Origin of the sequence: Geodermatophilus bullaregiensis (genome assembly GCF_016907675.1) — a bacterium.
In the GTDB taxonomy this organism is placed as follows: domain Bacteria; phylum Actinomycetota; class Actinomycetes; order Mycobacteriales; family Geodermatophilaceae; genus Geodermatophilus; species Geodermatophilus bullaregiensis.
The window spans coordinates 5,121,234-5,140,238 of record NZ_JAFBCJ010000001.1; the positions used below are offsets into that span (position 1 = coordinate 5,121,234).

General features: G+C 74.3%; 21 protein-coding genes. 16 read left to right on the forward strand and 5 right to left on the reverse strand.

All coding sequences use genetic code 11. From position 1 onward, the window contains the following. Positions 1-87: 87 nt before the first annotated feature. The 3 genes from JOD57_RS24540 (at position 88) to JOD57_RS24550 (ending at position 1,766) form a co-directional block, all read left to right on the forward strand. Positions 88-309, forward strand: coding sequence for a hypothetical protein (locus JOD57_RS24540; RefSeq protein WP_204694417.1), 222 nt, complete (start codon positions 88-90; stop codon positions 307-309). A gap of 672 nt (positions 310-981) precedes the next feature. Then, on the forward strand, positions 982-1,491 hold the full coding sequence (locus JOD57_RS24545; RefSeq protein WP_204694418.1) for a hypothetical protein: 510 nt from the start codon (positions 982-984) through the stop codon (positions 1,489-1,491). Next, positions 1,491-1,766 (forward strand): hypothetical protein, encoded by a 276-nt coding sequence (locus JOD57_RS24550; RefSeq protein ID WP_204694419.1) that lies wholly within the window; start codon positions 1,491-1,493, stop codon positions 1,764-1,766. The genes JOD57_RS24545 and JOD57_RS24550 overlap by 1 nt, the downstream gene beginning before the upstream one ends. Before the next feature lie 94 nt (positions 1,767-1,860). Here JOD57_RS24550 and JOD57_RS24555 read toward each other — a convergent pair whose 3' ends face one another. The 3 genes from JOD57_RS24555 to JOD57_RS24565 form a co-directional block, all read right to left on the reverse strand. Further along, positions 1,861-2,034, reverse strand: coding sequence for a hypothetical protein (locus tag JOD57_RS24555; RefSeq protein WP_204694420.1), 174 nt, complete (start codon positions 2,032-2,034; stop codon positions 1,861-1,863). Beyond that, complete coding sequence (locus JOD57_RS24560; RefSeq protein WP_204694421.1) at positions 2,031-3,317, reverse strand: glycerophosphodiester phosphodiesterase; 1,287 nt, start codon at positions 3,315-3,317, stop codon at positions 2,031-2,033. Before JOD57_RS24560 ends, JOD57_RS24555 begins: the two co-directional genes overlap by 4 nt. A gap of 100 nt (positions 3,318-3,417) precedes the next feature. Then, positions 3,418-3,720 (reverse strand): antibiotic biosynthesis monooxygenase family protein, encoded by a 303-nt coding sequence (locus JOD57_RS24565; RefSeq protein WP_204694422.1) that lies wholly within the window; start codon positions 3,718-3,720, stop codon positions 3,418-3,420. Between the two features lie 279 nt (positions 3,721-3,999). Here JOD57_RS24565 and serA point away from each other — a divergent pair, with 279 nt between their 5' ends. From serA to JOD57_RS24585, 4 genes are all read left to right on the forward strand, one after another. Continuing rightward, positions 4,000-5,214, forward strand: a complete 1,215-nt coding sequence (gene serA / locus JOD57_RS24570; RefSeq protein WP_204694423.1) for a phosphoglycerate dehydrogenase — start codon at positions 4,000-4,002, stop codon at positions 5,212-5,214. 21 nt (positions 5,215-5,235) lie between these two features. After that, positions 5,236-5,982 carry an HpcH/HpaI aldolase family protein gene (locus JOD57_RS24575; RefSeq protein ID WP_204694424.1) on the forward strand — a complete coding sequence of 249 codons (747 nt, stop codon included), beginning with the start codon at positions 5,236-5,238 and terminating at the stop codon, positions 5,980-5,982. Between the two features lie 71 nt (positions 5,983-6,053). Further along, positions 6,054-7,037, forward strand: coding sequence for a DUF808 domain-containing protein (locus tag JOD57_RS24580; protein WP_307824921.1), 984 nt, complete (start codon positions 6,054-6,056; stop codon positions 7,035-7,037). Between the two features lie 34 nt (positions 7,038-7,071). Then, positions 7,072-8,217 (forward strand): iron-containing alcohol dehydrogenase, encoded by a 1,146-nt coding sequence (locus tag JOD57_RS24585; protein ID WP_204694425.1) that lies wholly within the window; start codon positions 7,072-7,074, stop codon positions 8,215-8,217. 57 nt (positions 8,218-8,274) lie between these two features. Here JOD57_RS24585 and JOD57_RS24590 read toward each other — a convergent pair whose 3' ends face one another. After that, a complete protein-coding gene (locus JOD57_RS24590) occupies positions 8,275-9,471 on the reverse strand; it encodes a dipeptidase (RefSeq protein WP_204694426.1) in 1,197 nt (398 codons plus the stop codon). A gap of 20 nt (positions 9,472-9,491) precedes the next feature. Then, a complete protein-coding gene (locus JOD57_RS24595) occupies positions 9,492-10,943 on the reverse strand; it encodes a DNA-binding protein (RefSeq protein WP_204694427.1) in 1,452 nt (483 codons plus the stop codon). Between the two features lie 124 nt (positions 10,944-11,067). On the opposite strand from JOD57_RS24595, the gene JOD57_RS24600 reads away from it, so the two are divergent. The 9 genes from JOD57_RS24600 (at position 11,068) to JOD57_RS24640 (ending at position 18,945) form a co-directional block, all read left to right on the forward strand. Next, positions 11,068-12,213, forward strand: coding sequence for a glutathione-independent formaldehyde dehydrogenase (locus JOD57_RS24600; RefSeq protein ID WP_204694428.1), 1,146 nt, complete (start codon positions 11,068-11,070; stop codon positions 12,211-12,213). A 174-nt stretch (positions 12,214-12,387) separates the two neighbouring features. Beyond that, positions 12,388-12,852: an MSMEG_3727 family PQQ-associated protein gene (locus JOD57_RS24605; protein ID WP_204694429.1), complete on the forward strand. Its 465-nt coding sequence runs from the start codon at positions 12,388-12,390 to the stop codon at positions 12,850-12,852. Between the two features lie 14 nt (positions 12,853-12,866). Then, positions 12,867-14,600, forward strand: coding sequence for a PQQ-dependent dehydrogenase, methanol/ethanol family (locus JOD57_RS24610; RefSeq protein ID WP_204694430.1), 1,734 nt, complete (start codon positions 12,867-12,869; stop codon positions 14,598-14,600). Between the two features lie 5 nt (positions 14,601-14,605). After that, a complete protein-coding gene (pqqA, locus tag JOD57_RS24615) occupies positions 14,606-14,728 on the forward strand; it encodes a pyrroloquinoline quinone precursor peptide PqqA (RefSeq protein WP_204694431.1) in 123 nt (40 codons plus the stop codon). Between the two features lie 108 nt (positions 14,729-14,836). Then, positions 14,837-15,742, forward strand: coding sequence for a pyrroloquinoline quinone biosynthesis protein PqqB (gene pqqB, locus JOD57_RS24620; protein WP_204694432.1), 906 nt, complete (start codon positions 14,837-14,839; stop codon positions 15,740-15,742). 8 nt (positions 15,743-15,750) lie between these two features. Then, positions 15,751-16,446, forward strand: coding sequence for a pyrroloquinoline-quinone synthase PqqC (gene pqqC, locus JOD57_RS24625; protein ID WP_204694433.1), 696 nt, complete (start codon positions 15,751-15,753; stop codon positions 16,444-16,446). Further along, positions 16,433-16,726, forward strand: coding sequence for a pyrroloquinoline quinone biosynthesis peptide chaperone PqqD (gene pqqD, locus JOD57_RS24630; protein ID WP_307824922.1), 294 nt, complete (start codon positions 16,433-16,435; stop codon positions 16,724-16,726). The genes pqqC and pqqD overlap by 14 nt, the downstream gene beginning before the upstream one ends. After that, positions 16,719-17,831, forward strand: coding sequence for a pyrroloquinoline quinone biosynthesis protein PqqE (gene pqqE, locus JOD57_RS24635; RefSeq protein WP_204694435.1), 1,113 nt, complete (start codon positions 16,719-16,721; stop codon positions 17,829-17,831). Before pqqD ends, pqqE begins: the two co-directional genes overlap by 8 nt. A gap of 49 nt (positions 17,832-17,880) precedes the next feature. Next, positions 17,881-18,945 carry a sodium:calcium antiporter gene (locus tag JOD57_RS24640; RefSeq protein ID WP_204694436.1) on the forward strand — a complete coding sequence of 355 codons (1,065 nt, stop codon included), beginning with the start codon at positions 17,881-17,883 and terminating at the stop codon, positions 18,943-18,945. Positions 18,946-19,005: the final 60 nt, after the last annotated feature.

Consider the following 19,005-nt stretch of genomic DNA (forward strand, 5'->3'; position numbering starts at 1 on the left):
GTGGACGTGTCGCGGGCGTCGGGGCCGGGCATGTCCGGCTCGCCCCGATCACTGCCCGGCGTCGCCGGGGGACACGGAGGACGAGCCATGCAGTCCGACCCACGTCCGGGAGAGGACGACGTCGAGCGCGACGACGCACAGGCGCTGTCGCGGGCCACCGGTGGCGGAGCCGGCGCGGGCCCTGACGCGGACGGCACGACCGGTACGGGCGAGGCGGAGACCTTCGTCGGCCGCGTGGCCGGCCAGGACGTCGGCTACGCGGAGGAGACTGGCGCGGAGCGGCGGGCGGCCGCCCAGCAGGAGGACTGACCGCGGGGACCGGGGCGAGGTCGTGTCGCCCACCGAGGGGCCCGCGCACGCCTGACCTCGTGGTGGGTCGGACCCTCCTGGTCGACCGCTGCTGCCCGCCTGTGCACCGTGCGTACCAGCGGCCGGGCCCCGGGGCTCCGGGTCGGTGGAGCACCGATCCACCCGCCGAAGCGGTCGCGCCGGCGGTCCCCGTGGTCGTCCGCGGCCCTCGCACCTCCCGAGGAGCCGTCATGCGCCCGCCCCGCACCCCGCCGGCGGCACGGGCACTCGCCTCCGCGGAGGAGGTCGACGCCCGCCTGGGACACGACGACCTCGGCTCGCTGACGGACGCGACGCGCTCCCGCGGGTGCGCGACGGTCTCCGCCTGCTGGTGCCCGCGGTGGGCAACCAGGAGGAGGCCGTCTTCCACCTGACCCAGGTCGAGATCCTGGCCCGCTGCGCGCCCGTCGTCCCCGCACCCGGTGGCGGAGGAGCCCCCGGTCCCGCAGCCGGCGGGGAGACGGGGTCCGGGGTCGCCGTCCTGCGGCGGTATCAGGAGGCAGCGGGTGGGGCTCCGTCCTGGCGAGGCCCGTCCGGGACCGCGTGGCCTCCCCGGGCGCGGCTGCCCGGGCACCTCCGGTCCCCTGACAGGAGGATCGCCATGACCTACGGCGCGCCGCCCCCTCCCTCGGGGTGGCCTCAGCCCCGCAGCCGGTCCAGGACCCGTCGACCCCCGGCGGGACGCCTCCGCACGGGAGCTTCTTCACCACCCTCCCCGGTGTCCTGACGGCCCTGGCCGGCCTCATCACGGCGGTCACCGGTGCCGTCGGCATCTACCTCAGCCAGGGCGACGGCTCCTCGACAGGAGGCAGTCCGCCCTCGGCCCTCCCGAGCACCACCGAAGGGGCCGGACCCGTGCCCGAGGGCTCCGGCCAGGCCGACCCCGACGACCTGCCGAACGGGTTCGAGGAGGACTCCATGAACGAGGAGGCCTCCACCCTGATCGACGACTGCGAGGGTGGGGACGCCGGAGCCTGCACGGCCCTGCTCGACCTGCTCGCGGTGGAGTGCGCCGAGGGATACGGGGCCAGCTGCGACGCCCTGTGGTACGTGTCCCCGCCGGGGTCGGCCTACGAGGACTACGGCGCCACGTGCGGCGGACGGTACGACTGGACGTACGTCGGCGTCTGCAGCCAGCTGTGATGGCCGAGCCGTTGCAGGTGCGGGGGAGGTGGGAGCGTCGTCCCGCCTCCCCCCTCGGCCGGGCCGTCGACCGGCCCGTCTTCTGGTGGAGCGCCGGAGCCGTGTTCCTGGCGAACGCCAGCCTCTCGGCGGCCGAGGGCCGGTGGGTCCTGGCCGTCCTCCACGTCCTCACCTGCCTGTGGGCCGTGGTCGCCGGGGTGACCGCCCGGGTCCCGGCCGCGGGTCCGCCGACGCTGGACGGTGTTGCGGGGGGGACGACCGCTCCAGGACCGTGACCCGCCGGCCGGTGCGGCACCGCGGGTCCCGACGCGCACGACGCCCTGGGAGGCCCCGGCGAGGGGCCTCCGACCACCACGGAGCAGGACGTCGTCAGGCGGTGCCGTCGGCCTCGGCGGAGACGACGGCCTCGTCGCGGCTGGGGAACGGCCCCGCGGTGCGGCCGTCGGCGCGGCACGTCCACCGGTAGCCCTCCGGGACCTCCTCGATGAGGTAGCCGTCGGGGTCGGCCGGGCCGTGGCCCGGGAGTTCGCGTGGGTCGGTCATGCGAGCACCAGGTTCCTGAAGCGGACCCCGGCCGACGCGCTGCCGAGGTGGACGACGGGCACGGGTCGGTGGGTGGCGTCCGCGACGGTCACGGTCGCGCCGACGGTGTCCGCGCGGGCGAACAGGAGGCTCGAGCGGGTGACGCCGATCCGGAGCGGGACGTAGGCGCCCGTCCGCAGCGCCGTCCCCCCCGCCGAGGACACGAGCGTGCCGCCCACCCCGTCGGTCACCCGGCGGACCTCGAGGGCGCCGTCCGCCCGCAGGAGGAACAGGTAGCCGTCGGCGCCGGGCGAGGGACGGGACGGCCGGTACGGGTGGTCGTCGGTGCTCAGGAGGACCCACCCGAAGCTCGAGCGGCCGTCGCCGCGGACCTCGTCCACGCGGAGGTCGAGGTGCAGCGTGAACGCCGCCGGGTCCGGCGGTGCGAGGAAGCCCATGAGCGTGGAGGTGGCGGGATCGGAGACGTCGCAGCCCCACGAGGAGTCGTCCGGGTGGAACCGGCCGCGGCCGGTGTCGGGCAGCATCCCGGGCAGCCAGACCTGACGGGCGAACAGGTCGGAGGTGCGGCGTCCCGCGTCCCCGGCGACGTAGACCGGGTCGTCGGAGAAGATCGCGTCCACGCCGTGGGCGACGAGGGTGTCCCGCTGGTGCCGCCGGTTGACCGTGTGGCAGGCCACCTCGACCCCGGCCGCGTGCGCTCGCGCGCAGACCGCCTCGGTGACGCTGCCCGCCTCCGGGCCGATCCAGCCGATGCCCTCCGCGGCGGCGCGGGCGACGTCGGTGCTCCCGAGCCAGATGACGTCCCACCCCCGCGAGCGCGCCAGCCGGCAGTCGGCGAGCGCGTAGGACTGCAGCAGCACCGACGCCGGGCTGGTACCGCGTCGTTCGAGCGCGTCGATCATCGGGCCCATCGCGTCGCTGCTCTTGGCCTCGGCGCACAGCAGGACGCGGTTGCCGAACTCGGTGAGCACCTCCTCGAACAGCGGCGGGCGCAGCCCGTCGGGCCAGCCCCCGCCGAGGGTGGCCGAGGCGTCGATGTCGAGCTGCTTCCAGGACACCGACGTGTGGTCGGCGACGTTGCCGGTGGAGGTGGTGGTGCGGTCCACGGTCCCGTCGTGCATGACCCCGAGGCCGCCGTCGGCGAGCACGGACACGTCCTGCTCGATGACCGGCAGGCCCTGGCCGACCGCGACCCGGTAGCCCTCGAGCGTGTGCTCGGGGACCTGCAGGGCCCCGCCGCGGTGGGCGATCACGAACGGCCGGCTCAGGCCGGCGAAGGCCACGGCCGCTCCCGGAGCCGGCGTCCGGGCCGGTGACCGGCCGGGGCGGGCGCTCACCCGCCGGCCCGGGACGGCCCGCGCGGCACGGGCCGGACCGGGCCGGTCAGCCGCGGCGCGCGTCCGCGACGACCTCGAACCACTCCGTCCGGCTCGGCTCCTCCTCGAGCCGCTCGAGCGTCGACCGCTGCTCGAGGAAGGCGGGGTCGTGGTGCCAGGACTCCCAGTCCTCCCGGCTCTGCCAGGTGCCGACGAGGACCCGGGTGCCGGTCTCCTCCGCCGGGGTGAGCAGCTGTCCCGACACCCAGCCCGGCCGGTCGCGCGCCGACTCGAACCGGGCCCGCACCGCCGCGTCCCATTCGTCCTCCCCGCCCGGACGCAGCCGGGTGGTCGTCACCACGGTCATCATCGACAGCTCCTCACACGCCGGCCGGTCAGCTGCGGTGCCAGTCTCGCCCGTCCGTCGTCCCCCCGCACGGCCCGCAGCCGGGAGCGGTCGTCGTCCGGACGACGAGCGGGCACGTCGGAGGGCGCGCGCACGACGGACCGGGCACTGTGGTCCCCGGACGGCGATGGCCGATCATCGGACCACCGCACGGCCCGCGAGCGTGCCGCCCCGTCGACCGGCTGCCGACGACCCGGGGACCACCTCGCGCGGCCGGTCGCCCCACTCACGAGGAGGACGTCGTTGGACCGGCCCCGAGCCCTGCTGCTGGAGAACATCGACCCGGTGGCGGCCGACGTCCTCCGCTCGGCCGGCTACCAGACCGAGTCGCTGCGCGGAGCCCTGGACGAGGCCGACCTCGTCGCCGCCCTGGACGGCGTGGACCTGCTGGGCATCCGGTCGAAGACCCTGGTCACCGCGGAGGTGCTGCGCCGCAGTCCCGGCCTCGCGGCGGTCGGCGCCTTCTGCATCGGCACCAACCAGATCGACCTCGCCGCCGCCGCCGCGGCCGGCGTCGCGGTGTTCAACGCCCCCTACTCCAACACCCGCAGCGTCGTGGAGATGGCGATCGCGGAGATCATCTGCCTGGCCCGCCGGCTGGTCGACCGGGATCGCGCGCTGCACGCCGGGACCTGGGACAAGTCCGCGGCCGGCAGCCACGAGATCCGCGGGCGGACCCTGGGCATCGTCGGCTACGGCAACATCGGCAGCCAGCTGTCCGTGCTGGCCGAGGCACTGGGCATGCGGGTGCTGTTCTACGACCTGGAGGACAAGCTCGCCCTGGGCAACGCGCAGGCCTGCGGCAGCCTCGAGGAGCTGCTCGAGGCCGCCGAGACCGTCACGCTGCACGTCGACGGGCGGGCCGGCAACGCGGGGCTGTTCGGCGCCGAGCAGTTCTCGCGGATGCGCCGGCGCAGCCTGTTCCTCAACCTGTCCCGGGGGTTCGTCGTCGACCACGAGGCGCTGCGCGACCACGTGCTCAGCGGGCACATCGCCGGCGCGGCCGTCGACGTGTTCCCCGAGGAGCCGAGGGAGCAGGGCGACGCGTTCACCTCCGTGCTGCGGGGGCTGCCCAACGTCATCCTCACGCCGCACGTCGGGGGCTCGACCCAGGAGGCCCAGCACGACATCGGGCGGTTCGTCGCCGGCAAGCTCGTCGACTTCACCGGCTCCGGGACGACGACGCTGAGCGTCAACCTGCCCGCGGTCGCACTGCACGGGTCCTCGGCGGCCCGCTTCGCGCTGCTGCACCGCAACGTGCCCGGCGTCCTCGCGCGCGCCGACGCGCTGGTCGGCGAGCACGGCCTCAACGTGGACGGGCAGGTGCTGGCCACCCGCGGCGAGCTGGGGTACGCGGTGACCGACGTCAGCGCGCCGCCGCCCCCGGAGCTGCTGGCCGCGCTGCGGGCGCTCCCGGAGACGGTCCGCCTGACGCTGCTGCCGCGCACGGCCGGCTGAGCGCGGGGGAGGGGGACCGGGATGGTGATCAGCGAGGGCGACCTGCGGGCGCGGTGGTCGGCCGGGCAGCCGTGCCACGGCCTGTGGAGCCTGCTGCCCGGTGCGGTGACCGGCGAGGTCCTGGCCCGCACGGGCGCGGACTTCGTGGTCGTCGACCTGCAGCACGGCGCCACGGCCGAGGCCGAGCTGCCGGGGACCGCGGCGGCGATCACCGCGGCGGGCTCGGTGCCGCTCGTCCGGACGCGCAGCCCGTCCTTCGCCGACGTCGGCCGCCCGCTCGACCTGGGCGCCCGCGGCGTCATCGTGCCCAACGTGCGCGACGCCGCCCACGCCCGGGAGGTCGTCGCCGCCTGCCGCCACGCCCCGGCCGGGAGCCGGTCGATCGGGCGGCTCTCCGGCGGGGCCGACGCGCCGCTGGTGGTCGTGATGGTGGAGGCCGCGACCGCGCTGGCCGACCTCGACGCCGTCCTCGCCGTCGAGGGGCTGGACGGGGTCTACGTCGGTCCCGGCGACCTCTCGCTGTCCCTCGGGCTGACCGGCGAGGACCGCCGGGCCGAGCTGCGCGGGGTCCTGTCCTCGATCGTCGCCCGGGCCGGCGCCGCCGGGGTGCCCGTCGGTGTGCACGCCTACAGCGGCGAGGAGGCCGCCGGCCACGCCGCCGAGGGCGCGACGATCGTCACGGTCGCCGTCGACGCGGTGTCCCTGGGTGAGGTCGTGGCGCACCACCTCGCCGTCGCCCGCGGCGGACCGGGGCCGAACGGGACCTGATCGGCGGAGCCGGGGGCGGTGAGCGCGCGCGGAGCGGCCGGACGGACCACCATCACTCTGACGGCACACCGGTGCCGACCGATCAGGAGGACGTCAAGGTGGCGGGTGGACTCGTAGCACTGTTCGACGACGTGGCGCTGCTGGCGCGCGCAGCAGCCGCCTCGATCGACGACGTCGGTGCCGCTGCCGGGCGGGCCGGCGTGAAGGCCGCCGGCGTCGTCGTCGACGACACGGCCGTGACGCCGCAGTACGTGCGCGGACTGGCGGCCGAACGCGAGGTGCCGATCATCCGGCGCATCGCGCTCGGGTCGCTGCGCAACAAGCTGCTCGTCATCCTGCCCGCCATCCTGCTGCTCAGCCAGTTCCTGCCCTGGCTGCTCACCCCGATCCTCATGATCGGCGGCGCCTACCTCTGCTACGAGGGCGCGGAGAAGGTCTGGCACCGGCTGAGCGGCCACCACGACGACCACGCCGCGGGTGAGCAGGCGGCACCGGACGAGGACACCATCGTGTCCGGTGCCGTCCGCACCGACTTCATCCTGTCGGCGGAGATCATGGTCATCTCGCTGAACGAGGTGGCCGCCGAGACCTTCTGGTCCCGGGCGATCATCCTCGCGGTCGTCGGGCTGCTCATCACGATCCTGGTGTACGGGGTCGTCGCGCTCATCGTGAAGATGGACGACGCCGGGCTGCGGCTGTCCCAGTCCTCGCGCAAGGGCGTGGCCGGGCTCGGCCGTGGGCTGGTCAAGGGCATGCCCCGGCTGCTGACCGCCCTCACGGTGATCGGGACCGCCGCGATGCTGTGGGTCGGCGGGCACATCCTGCTGGTCGGCAGCGACGAGCTCGGGCTGCACGCCGTGTACGGCGTCGTGCACCACCTGGAGGAGCTGGCGCACGAGGCCACCGGAGCCCTCGGCGGGGTCGTGGGGTGGCTGGTCAACACGTTCGCCAGCGCGCTCGTCGGGCTCGCCGTCGGCGCGCTGATCGTGCTGGTCGTGAACCTGACGGTGCACCGGCGCAAGGCCCACCCCGCCCGCGGGACGGCGTCCCACTAGTCCCCGGGCGGGTGGTGCTGGAGCACGACGGCCGGTGAGCACGTTCGACCTCGCCGTCCCGCGGCGGGTGCTGTTCGGCCCGGGCCGGGCCGACGAGCTCGCCGAGCTGCTGCCCGCCCTGGGCCGGCGGGTCGTGCTGTGCACGGGGCGGGACCCCTCACGCCACCGCCACCTCCTCGGCGGGGTCGACCCGGTCGCCGTCGTGAGCGTCGCGCGCGAGCCGACGGTGGACGACGTGCGTGCGGCGACCGGCGAGGCGCGGGCCGCCGGCGCCGACGTCGTCGTCGCGATCGGTGGCGGCAGCGTCCTTGACCTCGGCAAGGCGGTCGCGGTCCTGCTCGGCAACGGCACCGATCCGCTGGACCACCTGGAGGGCGTGGGCCGCGGGGTGCCCGTCGGGCGGCCGGCCGCGCCGTGCGTCGCGGTGCCGACGACCGCGGGCACCGGTGCGGAGGCGACCGCCAACGCCGTGCTCGGCTCGCCGGAGCACGGCGTCAAGGCGAGCATCCGCAGCCCGCACCTGCTCGCGGCCGTCGCGCTGGTGGACCCGCTGCTCACGCTGAGCTGCCCGCCCGCGGTGACCGCGAGCAGCGGTCTGGACGCGCTGACCCAGTGCCTGGAGCCCTACGTCTCGCCCCGGGCCAACCCGGCGACCGACGCCGTCGCGGCCGAGGGGCTGCGGCGCGGGGCGCGGGCGCTGCGGCGCGCCCACGAGCACGGGGACGACCGCGTCGCCCGCGAGGAGATGGCGCTGTGCAGCCTCTTCGGCGGCATCGCGCTGGCCAACGCGAAGCTCGGGGCGGTGCACGGCCTCGCCGGCGTCGTGGGCGGGACGGTCGACGCACCGCACGGCGCGGTGTGCGCCGCGCTGCTGGCGCCGGTGGTCGAGGCGAACCTCCGGGCGCTGCACGAGCGCGAGCCGGACGCTCCGGGGCTGCGCCGCTACGCCGAGGCCGCCCGGCTGCTGACCGGCCGGGAGGACGCCACCGCCGGGGACGCCGTGGCGTGGCTGCGCGCGACGGTCGCCGCGCTCGACGTGCCGTCCCTGGGGGCGGTGGGCCTGGCGCGGGCGCGGTACGCCGAGGTCGCCGGGAAGGCCGCGCGCTCGAGCAGCATGCAGGGCAATCCCGTGCGGCTCACCGAGGAGGAGCTCGTGGCGGTGCTCGAGGCGGCAGCGTGACCGCGGCGGCCGCTGTCACGGTGCCGCCTGCCCGGCGGTGAGCACGGCAGGAGCCGGTCAGGTGTGGTCGAGGTCCGCGATGCTCGCCGTGGACGGGCCTCGCCGGGCGGACGAGGACCGCGACCCGGCCTCGGCCTCACGGAGCACCCGCAGGACGTTCCCCCCGATCAGCCGCACGCACTCGTCCTGGCTCCACCCCCGGTCGAGGAGCTCGGCGATCAGCGCGGGATAGCAGGCGACGTCCTCCAGGCCGTCGGGGACGTCGTCGGTCCCGTCGTAGTCCCCGCCGATGCCGACGTGGTCGATGCCGGCCACCCGCCGCACGTGCTCGACGTGGTCGGCGACCTCGGCGAGCACCGCGCGCGGGCGGGGACGGTCGGCGACGTACTCCGCCGCCGTCGCGGCTCGCTGGCCGGCGTCCCGCGGGTCGAGCCCACGGCGCTCCATCTCGGCCCGGAGCCCGAGCGTCCACGCGCGGCACCGCGGCGACACGAAGTCCGGGACGAACGTCACCATGCAGACGCCTCCGTTGGCAGCCAGCCGACGGAGCAGGTCGTCGGGGACGTTGCGCGGGTGGTCGCAGACCGCACGAGCCCCCGAGTGGGAGAAGACGACCGGGGCCTCCGCGATCTGCAGGACGTCACGCGCCGTGGTGGCCGCCACGTGCGACAGGTCGACCAGCATCCCGAGCCGCTGCATCTCGCCCACCACCTCCCGGCCGAACGCGCTCAGCCCCCCGACCACGGGATCGTCCGTCGCCGAGTCGGCCCAGGGGACGTTCACGTTGTGCGTCAGCGTCATGTAGCGGACGCCGAGCCGGTGGAGCATCCGCAGCACACCGGTCGAGTTCGCGATGGCATGGCCGCCCTCGGCGCCCAGCAGCGAGGCGATCCTGCCGCGGGAGAAGGCGTGCTCCACGTCGTCGGCGCTCAGCGCGAGCTCCAGGTCGTCCGGGTGGCGGTGGACCATCTGGTGGACGAGGTCGATCTGTTCCAGGGTGGTGGCCACCGCCGCGTCACCCTGCAGCGTGCCGGGCACGTAGACCGACCAGAACTGGGCACCGACCCCGCCGCGCCGCAGCCTCGGCAGGTCGGTGTGCGTCTGTGGCACGGGGGCCGCGAGGTCCACTCGGCCGAGGTCCCGGCCGAAACGCGTGCGGACGGCCCACGGCAGGTCGTTGTGACCGTCGACGAGCGGGTGGTGGCGCAACAGGTCACGGGCCGTGGCGAGTGCCGCGGCGGGACCACTGCGCATCACGGACCTCCCGGGGTGTCCTACAGACCGAGCACCTGGCGGACGGACGGCGCGTGCCGGCGGGAGACCGGGACGGTCTCGCGGGCGCGGGTGTCCGTGGCGAGGAACAGCGTCCCCTTGAAGCCCGGCTCGACCTCCCGCACGCGGCCGAGGTTGACGAGGAACCGGCGGTGGACGCGCAGGAACCCCTCGTCCACCAGCTCCTGCTCGAGGCGGTCGAGGCCGCGGGCGGCGCCCAGGAGCCGTCCCTGGTCACTGGTGAGCCAGACGTTGTTGTGGTCGGCCTCGGCGAACCGGATCTCGCGCGGGTCGAGCAGCACCCACCGGTCCTCCCGCAGGGCGACGACCCGGTGGGGTGACGAACGGGGACACGGGACGGAGGGTCCGGGGCGGCCGGGTGGCGGTTCGACCTCCGACGAGTCGGCGTCGGACCCGTCGGCGGGCCCGAGGGCCAGCAGCGCGCCGATGACCTGGGTGCCGTCGAGGACCGGGCGGACGGCGACCGGGAGAGCGGTGCCGAGGAAGGGCACGTAGACCCGTGTCGTCCCGTTCCAGCACGGGTCCTGCCGGGCGCGCTCGGTGACCCTGCGGGCCAGCTCGGGCATCCCGGGGACCTGCGGGGCCCACCGCTGCGCCGGCGCGTACGCCGGGGTGTCCGCGGGCGTACCGATCAGGACGGCGGCCCCGCTGTTGGCGAGCACGACCTTGCCGGCGGTGTCCACGGCGGCCAGCGGCGTCGCGCACGGCACCCGGGCATCGGCGAAGGCGGCGGCCAGGAGCGTGCCGGTGTGCCGCGCCCGTTGCCGCAGCTTGGCCTCGGTGGCCGCGGCGGCCCTGCTCAGCCACGGCAGCACGGCGTCGGACAGCGGCGTCCTCCAGCAGGACACGTTGAGCACGGCGAGCGGCTCGTGCGTGACGACGTCGCGGACGGCGACGCCGGCACACGTCCACGCGTCGAAGGTGCGGCACCAGTGCTCCGGGCCCCTGACCAGGACGGGACGCTGGCTCTCCAGGGAGGTGCCCACGCCGTTGGTGCCGCTGGTCCGCTCGGCCCAGGCGGACCAGGCGGCGAGGTTGCTCCCCGCGGCGAGGCGGAGCATCCGTCTGCTCCCCCAGGAGGCCAGGACGCGGCCGTCGGAGTCGGCCACGGTGACGACAGCGTCCACGCCGGTCACGTCCCCGGCGGCGCAGGCCGCCGAGCCGCCCAGCTCGGCGAACACCACGTGGTGCTCCATCGAGTGGGTCCCGCCCTCGGCCGCGACGGGTGCCCGTTCCAGGTCGGGGTCGACCTCGTACTCCGACCGGCACCGGTACCAGGACATGAGGATCTCGGGCCGAACCCCGTGGACGGTGTCCGCCCCCGCGGTGAAGCGCTCCCGGGCCGCCGCGATCCGCTTGAGGTTCTCCTCGGAGAGCGCCGCCCCACTCGTCGCGGGTGGTGCGCCGTTCGTCCGACCTTTCGCGCCGTTCATCCCGTTCCCCTTGGACTGTGCGGGGGAGCGTCCCAGGCTCGGGGCGCGGTCGAGGAGCAGCACGCTAGCCGCCGGGAGCCGGTGTTCCAAGGGCGGGGAGCGGGCCGAGCCGAGGGGGGAGGGCATGCGCGCGGTGGTCTACCAGGAGCCCTTCCAGGTCGCCGTGCAGGAGGTGCCCGACCCCCACATCGAGCAGCCGAACGACGTGATCGTGCGGATCACGTCGACCTGCATCTGCGGAACCGACCTGTACGTCTACGGAGGTCGGACGGCCGCCCAGCCGGGCACCGTGTTCGGCCACGAGGACCTCGGCATCGTCGAGGAGGTCGGCGCCGGCGTCGTCACCGTGGAGCAGGGCGACCGCGTCGTGGTGCCGTTCGCCGTGGCCTGCGGCTTCTGCAGGAACTGCCGGGCCGGCTCCACCGGTGCCTGCCTCACGCTCCACCCGTCGGGCCGGGCGAGAGGCGCGTACGGCTCCGTCACCGCGGGGCCGTGTGCCGGGGGCCAGGCGGAGTACCTGCGGGTCCCGTACGCGGACGTCAACTGCCTGCCGCTGCCACCGGGCACCCAGCACGAGTCCGACTACGTGCTGCTCGCCGACGTCTTCCCGAGCGGCTACCACGGCTGCGAGCTCGCGGGCGTCTCGCCGGGGGAGACCGTGGCGGTCTTCGGTGCCGGGCCGGTCGGCCTGATGGCCGCGTACTGCGCCCTGCTCTGCGGCGCGTCGCGCGTCTTCGTGGTCGACCGCGTCCCCGAGCGACTGGCCAAGGCGCGCGACATCGGGGCCGTCGCCGTGGACTCCTCCGCCGGGGACCCGGCCCAGCAGATCAAGGAGCTGACCGGCGGTGAGGGCACCGACAAGGGCGTGGACGCCGTCGGCTTCCCGATCACCGCCCGGACCGGCGAGGGCGAGGAGCCCGCGACGGTGCTCCACCAGCTCGTGCAGACGGTGCGGCCGACCGGCGGGCTCGGTGTCCCCGGCCCGTGCGTGCACTGGGAACCGGTCGGGGTCGTCGCGGACGCCGAGGCCGGCACGCTGCTCGTCGCGATCGACACCCTGTTCGAGAAGGGCCTGCGCGTGGGCACCGGGCGGGCGGACGTCAAGCGCTACGACCGGCAGCTGCGCGACCTGATCACCGAGGGCCGGGCCACGCCCAGCTTCGTGGTGTCCCACGAGCTGCCACTCGACGAGGCGCCCCTGGCCTACCGGAAGGCCGACCAGTGCGTCGACGGCTGCACGAAGGTCGTCCTCAAGCCCGACGCCGGCTGATCGCCGCGCGGCTCCAGCCGCCAGAGAGGGGAGGAGGTGCCATGGCCACCCAGGTCCCGACCGAACGAGGTGCGGCGGGCCGCCGTCCGGGGGCCTGGCCGTGACCCTGGCAGGCACCGGCAGGCATTCCGTCAGTCCGCTTCGACAGGAGAACCGAACTAGGAGGTGAGGTCGATGACGAGCACCGCACCGGAGCGTTCCACGGCGCTGAGCGAGCTCGGGTTGGACGGGCAGAACCAGGCGACGATCGGTCGGCTGCTGGCCACCGGGAACATCGGACACGCCGAGGAGGGCGCCGACGGCCGGATGCGCGCCCGGATCCGGATCGTGCCCGACCAGCTGATCTGGGACCCCTCGGTCCTGGTCCTGCCCCACGGGGGGCACCTGGACATCGAGTTCGTCAACGACGACCAGAACACGCACTGCGCGCTCGTGCCGAGCAACGGTGACAGCAAGTGGATGTGGCTGCCCAACTACTCGCGCGGGACCATGTCCGTCACCCTCGACGGCCCTGGTTACTACTGGTTCAGCTCCAACATCGGCAACGACGAGGGCCGCGGCCTGATCGGGGCGATCGTCGTGAGGGGCGACGTCCCGGAGTCCGCGCGCCTCGACCGCCCGCAGCAGCCCCGACCGTAGACAGGACTGGATCGATGACAGGCATCCAGGACAGGACCGACATCGAGTACGGAGAGGCCCCGCCGGCAGTCGACTTCGGGTCTCTCACCACCGCCCCCGGGACCGCGCCCCCGGTGGTCCAGGACGTCACGTACGAACGCATCCTCGACGCCCGCTCCGAGCCGCAGAACTGGCTCACCTACTACGGGGCCTACGACGGACAGCGGTACAGCCCGCTCGACCAGATCAACACCGAGAACGTCGTCCGCATCACCCCGGCCTGGGTCTTCAGCTTCTCGCCCCACGGGCTGCACGCGGGCCAGTCGACGTACGCCTTCGAGACCTGCCCGATCGTCGTCGACGGCGTCATGTACGTCTCCGGGTGGGACGGCTGGGTCTGGGCGCTCGACGCCAAGAACGGTCAGCTGCTGTGGCAGTACAAGCACGCGATCCCGTTCGACGTCTCGCTGTGCTGCGGAAACGTCAACCGTGGGGTCGCGGTGGCCAACGGCAAGGTCTTCGTCTGCACCCTCAACGCCCACGTGCTCGCGCTCGACGCCACCGACGGCTCGTGCATCTGGGACGTAACGAGCGGGGACGTGCGCGCCGGGGAGAGCCTCACGGTCGCCCCGCTGGTGGTGAAGGACCGGGTCGTCGTCGGCAGCTCCGGCGGGGAGTTCGGGGTCCGCGGCCACCTCGACGCCTACGACATGGAGACCGGGGAGCGGGTCTGGCGGTGCTACACGATCCCGAAGCCTGGTGAGCCGGGTTCCGAGACTTGGCCCGCCGAGGGCGAGGCCTGGGCGCGGGGTGGTGGCAACGGCTGGATCACCGGCACCTTCGACCCGGAGACCAACCTCCTGTACTGGGGGACCGGCAACCCGGCGCCCGACTTCGACGGCGAGGTCCGTCCGGGCGACAACCTCTACACCGACAGCGTGATCGCGGTGGACGCCGACACCGGCGAGATCCGCTGGCACTACCAGTGCACCCCGCACGACCTGTGGGACTACGACAGCAACATGGAGTGCATCCTGTTCGAGCAGGACGGGCGCAAGCTCCTGGCCCACTTCGACAAGAACGGGTACTGCTTCGTCCTGGACCGCACCAACGGTGAACGGGTGCGGATCTTCCCGTTCGTCGACCGGATCACCTGGGGGGAGATCACCCCCGACGGTCAGGTGACGCCGCGGATCTACCCCGAGCAGGAGGGGGAGGAGGTCCACTTCCACCCCGGGCCGGCCGGGGCCAAGGAGTGGACCCACGCGGCGTACAGCCCGAGGACGGGACTGTTCTACGTCCCGGTGCAGGACACCGGCGCGAAGGTCGCCCGCCGGCGCCGGGAGTTCAAGGAGAGCATCCCCTACTGGGGCGCGGCGGTCACCGTGGACGCCGAGGACATGGCGGGGTCGGTGTCGGCCTTCGACCCGTCCACCGGCGAGGAGGTCTGGCGCTGGCGCAACGACCTGCCGATGTGTGCCTCGGTGCTGGCCACGGCGGGCGACCTCGTGTTCGCCGGCACGCCGTCCGGGACGTTCGTGGCCCTCGACGCCCGCAGCGGCGAGTTCCTGTGGCAGTTCAACTGCGGCAGCGGCCACCACAGCAGCCCGACCACCTACAGCGTCGACGGCAAGCAGTACATCGCCGTCCCGGTCGGCTGGGGCGCCTGGGTCGAGGGGTTCCTGCCCGGGATGATGGGCGGCCCGCACGGACAGGCGATGTTCGTCTTCTCGCTGCCCGAGGGCCAGGACTCGTCCGGAGGGAGGTGACGGCGATGGACCAGGAGCAGTACGTCTGCCCGCTCGGCGCAGACGAGTGGGAGACCCCCTCCTTCGAGGAGATCCGGGTGTCCGCTGAGGCGACCGCCTACATGGGCGTCCAGGAGGACTGGGACTAGACGGACACGTCCGGGACCGGGCGGGGAGGCGTCGGGCGACGCGGTCCGGCGCCTCCCCGTCGACGCGGCGCCGCTGCGCGGCGCACGGCCGGGAGGACACCGATCGACGTGTGGGTGCGGGTGCTGGGCTCGGCAGCGGGAGGCGGGTTCCCGCAGTGGAACTGCGCCTGCCCGGCGTGCCGCGCGGTGCGCGACGGGTCCCGGCCCGCCCGCCCGCGGACCCAGTCGTCGGTCGCGGTGAGCCCCGACGGCCGGCGGTGGTTGCTGCTCAACGCCTCACCCGACGTCCAGGCCCAGATGGCGTCCTTCCCCGCCCTGCACCCCTCCAGCGGTCCCGACGGTGCCCGGGTGGTCCCGCTGCAGGCCGTCCTGCTCACCGACGCCGAGCTGGACCACACGCTCGGGCTCCTGCTGCTCCGAGAGGGAGGTGGCCTCGTCCTGCACGCCACCGAGGCGACCCGCGACACGCTGTGCGACGGGACGTCGCTGCTGCGGACCCTCGAGGCCTACTGCCCGGTCGAGTGGCGGCCGGTCGTGCCGGGGGCGGACGTGCCGCTGGCCGACGGGTTGTCCTACCGCGCCTTCGACGTCCCGACGACGAAGCGGGCGCGGTTCGGCCCGGGCGGGCGGAGCGGGCGCGTCGTCGGCTACCGCCTGACCGACGAGCGCAGCGGCCGGGTGCTGGTCCACCTGCCGGTGGTGCAGGAGCTGACCGCGGCGGTGCTGGGCGAACTTGACGGCTGCTCGTGCCTGCTCGTCGACGGGACCTGCTGGTCCGACGACGAGCTGATCCGGCTCGGCCTGGCAGGCAGGACGGCACGCGAGATGGGGCACCTGCCGATCAGCGGGCCCGGGGGCAGCCTCGAGCAGCTCTCCCCGCTGCCCATCCGGCGCACGGTCTACGTCCACGTCAACAACACCAACCCGATCCTGCTCGAGGACGCGCCCGAGCGGCGCACCGTGGAGCAGCACGGCATGGAGGTCGCCGTGGACGGGCTGGAACTACAGCTGTGAGGCCCACGGTGACCCTGACGGACACGGCGACCGACGGCTTCGTGGCAGCGCTGCGCGCGCAGTCGCGGCGCTACCACGACCGGCACCCCTTCCACGAGCGGATGAACGCGGGGCGCCTGGGCCCCGGGGAGATCCGGATGTGGGTGGCCAACCGCTTCTACTACCAGGAGAACATCCCCCGCAAGGACGCCGCCATCCTCGCCAACTGCCCCGACCGCGCGGTCCGCCGCCGCTGGCTGCGGCGCATCGTCGACCACGACGGCACGGCCGAGGGCGAGGGCGGCATCGAGGCGTGGCTGCGTCTGGGCGACGCGGTCGGGCTCAGCCGGGAGGAGATGGAGGACGAGCGGCACGTCGTCCCCGGGGTGCGGTTCGCCGTCGACGCCTACGTCGGCTTCGCCCGCACCCGGCCCTGGGTCGAGGCGGTGGCCTCCTCCCTGACCGAGCTGTTCGCGCCGGACCTGATGGCCGAACGGCTGGCCGCCTTCGAACGCCACTACACCTGGATCGACCGTCAGGGTCTGGCCTACTTCCGGGGCCGCCTCACCCAGGCGCCCCGCGACTCCGAGCACGCCCTGGAGGTGGTGACGGAGCACTGCCGGACGCCCGAGCAGCAAGCAGCCGCCGCGGCGGCACTGTCCTTCAAGTGCGACGTCCTGTGGAGCGTGCTCGATGCCATCGACCGGGCCTGTGCAGATCGGTAGCGGGACCGACCGCCCCCGTCTGGCCCGCCACGTCCGGCTGACGTTCGACCCGGCACGCGGGCAGCACGTGCTGCTGACGCCCGAGGCGGTCACCGTCCTGAACGGCACGGGCGCGGCCGTCCTGGACCTGTGCGACGGGCGCCGGACGGTGGCCGGGATCGGGGCGGAGCTGCGCCGACGGTACGGCCGCGTGGTCGACGACGAGGTGCGGGCCTTCCTCGACCGCCTCGCCGCCCGACGGTGCGTCGAGATCGACCACGCGGAGGTCGGCCGTGGCTGACGCAGGCGTGGACAGGCCGTTCGGGCTGCTGGCCGAGCTCACCTACGGCTGTCCGCTGCAGTGCTCGTACTGCTCCAACCCGCTCGACCTCGCCGCGTACGCCGACGAGCTGACCACGGCGGAGTGGCAGCGGGTGCTGGCCGAGGCCCGGGAGCTGGGCGTGCTGCAGCTGCACCTCTCCGGCGGCGAGCCGCTCCTGCGCCGCGACCTCCCCGACATCGTGCACTGCGCCTCCGGGCTGGGCCTCTACACGAACCTCATCACCAGCGCGCTCGGCCTCTCCTCCCGCCGCGCGGAGCAGCTGCTCGCCGCGGGCCTCGACCACGTGCAGATCAGCGTCCAGGCCGACGAGCCGACCCTCTCCGACCGCCTCGCCGGGTCGCCGTCGTTCCAGCGCAAGGTGGCGGCCTCGCGGCTGGTGAAGGAGCTGGGGTGGCCCCTCACGCTCAACGTGGTCCTCCACCGGCACAACGTCGACCGGATCGCCGGCATCCTCGAGCTGGCCGAGGAGCTGGGGGCCGACCGGATCGAGCTGGCCAACACGCAGTACTACGGCTGGGGTCTGCTCAACCGCGACGGGCTCCTGCCGAGCAGGGCCCAGCTCGAGCGCGCCGAGGTCGTGGTGCGGGCGGCGCACGAACGCCTGGAGGGACGGATGGAGGTCATCTACGTCCTCCCCGACCACTACGGGCGGTACCCCAAGCCCTGCATGGGCGGCTGGGGGCGGCGGCAGCTCACCGTGGTGCCCAACGGCGACGTCCTCCCGTGCCCGACCGCACAGACCCTCCCCCTTCCCCGGGCCAGCGTGCGGGAGCACTCCCTGGGCTGGATCTGGGAGCGGTCACCCCTCTTCCAGAGCTTCCGCGGAACGGCGTGGATGCCCGACCCCTGCCGCAGCTGCGAGCGCCGCGAGCTCGACTTCGGCGGCTGCCGCTGTCAGGCGTTCCAGCTCACCGGCGACGCCGCCCGCACGGATCCGGTCTGCCACCTGTCTCCCGACCACGGAGTCGTGGCCGACGCGGTGCGAGCCGCCAACGAGGCGCCGTGGCCGGGGGATGCGGTGCTGACCCCCCGGCCGCAGACCGTCACCCGGCGCAGCCGGTGACCGCGCGTCGAGGCCCCTGCCCACCGGGTCGTCGCGAGGAGGACCGTCCGTGACCTCGGTGCTCGTCTTCGTCGCTGGCGCGACGCTGCTCATCGTCAGCGCCGAGAAGCTCATCGACCACCTGGTCGGGGCGGCGAAGGGTCTGCGGCTCCCGCTGTTCCTGCTCGCCGTCGTCTTCACCGGTGTCGAGTTCGACGACATCACGCTCGGTGTCGCGCTGAACCTCGAGGACCTCAACGGCGTCGCGCTGGGCCTGGTGTTCGGAACGGCGCTGTCGTTCACCGGGGTCGTCCTCGCGCTCGCCGCGATCCTCCGGCCGAGCCGGGTCGACGTCCCGCGCGACTACGTCGTCGTGTTCGCCGTCGCACCGCTGGTGATGGTCGGGTTCACGCTCACCGCGCCGCTCACCGTCACCGACGGCCTGTTGCTCCTCGGCCTGTTCGTCGTGTTCATGGCCTACGTCGCCACCCGCGAGTTCCGCAGGAGCGTGCCGGTCTTCCGTGACGTGGAGGTGTGCGAAGCCGCCGTCGGGAGGTCGGGAGCCGGCGCGCAGCAGGGACCGGACGGCGGAGGAGCGCGGGCCGGCGCCGGGCTGGAGCAGCGGGTCCTCGACGACGTGCGGTGCGCGGAGGCGCGCCGGCTGCCCGGCTGGGCCGATCTGGGACTGGCGGTGCTGGCCCTCGCCGGCCTCGTCATCGGTGCGGCGACCACCAGCGCCGGAACCGAGGGGATCCTGGACGCCTACGGGCTCGAGGGCACGGTGTTCGGTGCCACCATCGTCACTGCCGTGCTGACCCTCGAGGACCTCTTCCTGACCGTGGAGGCCTTCCGCAAGGGCGTGCCGGAGGTCGGGGTCGGCAACGTCATCGGGAGCGTCGTCTTCTCGGTCACCGGGAAGCTGGGCATCACCCTCCTGGCCGGTGGCATCGTCGTCGGCTCGGACGTGCTCACCTGGCACCTGCCTGCGCTCGTCGTCCTCACCGCCCTCGCCGCGTACCTCCTCGCCACCGGCCGGCTGGCGCGGTGGCACGGCTGCACCCTGCTGGTCCTCTACCTCGCGTACTGGGTGGTCAGCCTCGTCGTGTTCGGTGGAGCCCCGGTCGAGCTGGACTGAAGAAGGACCCCCTGCCCCCCACCGCTCGCAGGCTCGCGGCGGGACCCTGCAGGGGGCCGC

Coding starts and splice junctions, on each gene's coding strand:
- pqqA (WP_204694431.1), top strand. CDS start 14,606: ATGGACCAGGAGCAGTACGTCTGCCCGCTCGGCGCAGACGAGTGGGAG.
- JOD57_RS24600 (WP_204694428.1), top strand. CDS start 11,068: ATGCGCGCGGTGGTCTACCAGGAGCCCTTCCAGGTCGCCGTGCAGGAG.
- JOD57_RS24610 (WP_204694430.1), top strand. CDS start 12,867: ATGACAGGCATCCAGGACAGGACCGACATCGAGTACGGAGAGGCCCCG.
- JOD57_RS24595 (WP_204694427.1), bottom strand. CDS start 10,943: ATGAACGGCGCGAAAGGTCGGACGAACGGCGCACCACCCGCGACGAGT.
- JOD57_RS24590 (WP_204694426.1), bottom strand. CDS start 9,471: ATGCGCAGTGGTCCCGCCGCGGCACTCGCCACGGCCCGTGACCTGTTG.
- JOD57_RS24575 (WP_204694424.1), top strand. CDS start 5,236: ATGGTGATCAGCGAGGGCGACCTGCGGGCGCGGTGGTCGGCCGGGCAG.
- JOD57_RS24540 (WP_204694417.1), top strand. CDS start 88: ATGCAGTCCGACCCACGTCCGGGAGAGGACGACGTCGAGCGCGACGAC.
- JOD57_RS24555 (WP_204694420.1), bottom strand. CDS start 2,034: ATGACCGACCCACGCGAACTCCCGGGCCACGGCCCGGCCGACCCCGAC.
- JOD57_RS24565 (WP_204694422.1), bottom strand. CDS start 3,720: ATGATGACCGTGGTGACGACCACCCGGCTGCGTCCGGGCGGGGAGGAC.
- JOD57_RS24550 (WP_204694419.1), top strand. CDS start 1,491: ATGGCCGAGCCGTTGCAGGTGCGGGGGAGGTGGGAGCGTCGTCCCGCC.
- JOD57_RS24605 (WP_204694429.1), top strand. CDS start 12,388: ATGACGAGCACCGCACCGGAGCGTTCCACGGCGCTGAGCGAGCTCGGG.